Origin of the sequence: Micromonospora sp. NRRL B-16802 (genome assembly GCF_001279555.1) — a bacterium.
Classification (GTDB): Bacteria; Actinomycetota; Actinomycetes; order Mycobacteriales; family Micromonosporaceae; genus Micromonospora; species Micromonospora profundi.
In genome coordinates this window covers 1-902 of sequence record NZ_LGEB01000119.1, presented here as the reverse complement: position 1 = coordinate 902, position 902 = coordinate 1, and the positions used below count along the sequence as shown (strand labels likewise).

Sequence of the window (902 nt, the reverse complement as noted above, 5' to 3'; positions counted from 1 at the left end):
CTTAGAACTCCTAACTCTTTGAACGCTGCAGCCGGCGCCAGCAGACGATGGCGCAGGCGAGGGTGAGGAACGCTTCGTGGATGTCGTCACGGATCTCCCAACGGATCCGGAGGCGGCGGAACCAGTGCAGCAGAGCGATGGTCTGCTCCACGACCCAGCGTCGAGTGCCGAGCCCAGAGCCGTGACCGACGCCGCGTCGGGCGATGACGGGTGTGATGCCACGCGTGCGTAGCTCATGGCGGTACTTGTCGAAGTCGTAGCCGCGATCTGCGTAGATTCGGTCGGGCCGTTGCCGTGGCCTGCCTCGGATGCCCTTGATCCGGGGGACCTTGTCGACCAGGGGCAGCAGTTGGGTGACGTCGTGACGGTTTCCGCTGGTCAGGGACGCGGCGAGGGGGATGCCGCCCGCGTCGGTGATGACGTGGTGTTTCGAGCCTGGCTTGCGGCGGTCGACCGGGCTCGGACCGGTTTTGGGCCACCCTTGAGCGCCCGAACGTGAGAGCCGTCGATCACCGCCCGCGACATGTCCAACTGCCCGGCGGCCCGCAGTTTGCCGAGCAACACCTCGTGCAACTGCTGCCACACACCGGCGTCGTTCCAGTCTCGCAACCTGCGCCAACAGGTCATCCCAGAGCCGAAGCCCAGTTCCTGGGGCAGGTACTCCCACGGGATCGCGGTGTGAAGCACGAACAGGATTCCGCACAACACCTTGCGGTCGTCCAGGGGCTTACGGCCGGGAAACCGGTGCCGGCGTGGTGGTCGGGGTGGCAGCAGCGGTTCGATCTCGGCCCAGAGTTCGTCCGAGACGATCCACGGCGGCTGCTCACCCCTCCTCACGTTCAGACAGAACGATCCTCACGTCCCGAGGACACGCCCAACATCATTTAGTTAGGAGTTCTTAG

General features: G+C 65.2%; 1 protein-coding gene. It reads right to left on the bottom strand.

Annotated elements, in window-relative coordinates:
• Positions 1-10 precede the first annotated feature (10 nt).
• Positions 11-810, bottom strand: a protein-coding gene (locus ADK66_RS31125) for an IS5 family transposase (RefSeq protein WP_197281661.1) whose coding sequence is annotated in 2 segments (ribosomal slippage) — positions 11-474 and positions 474-810 — 801 coding nt in all. Because the reading frame shifts where the segments join, the coding sequence is not laid out codon by codon here.
• Positions 811-902: the final 92 nt, after the last annotated feature.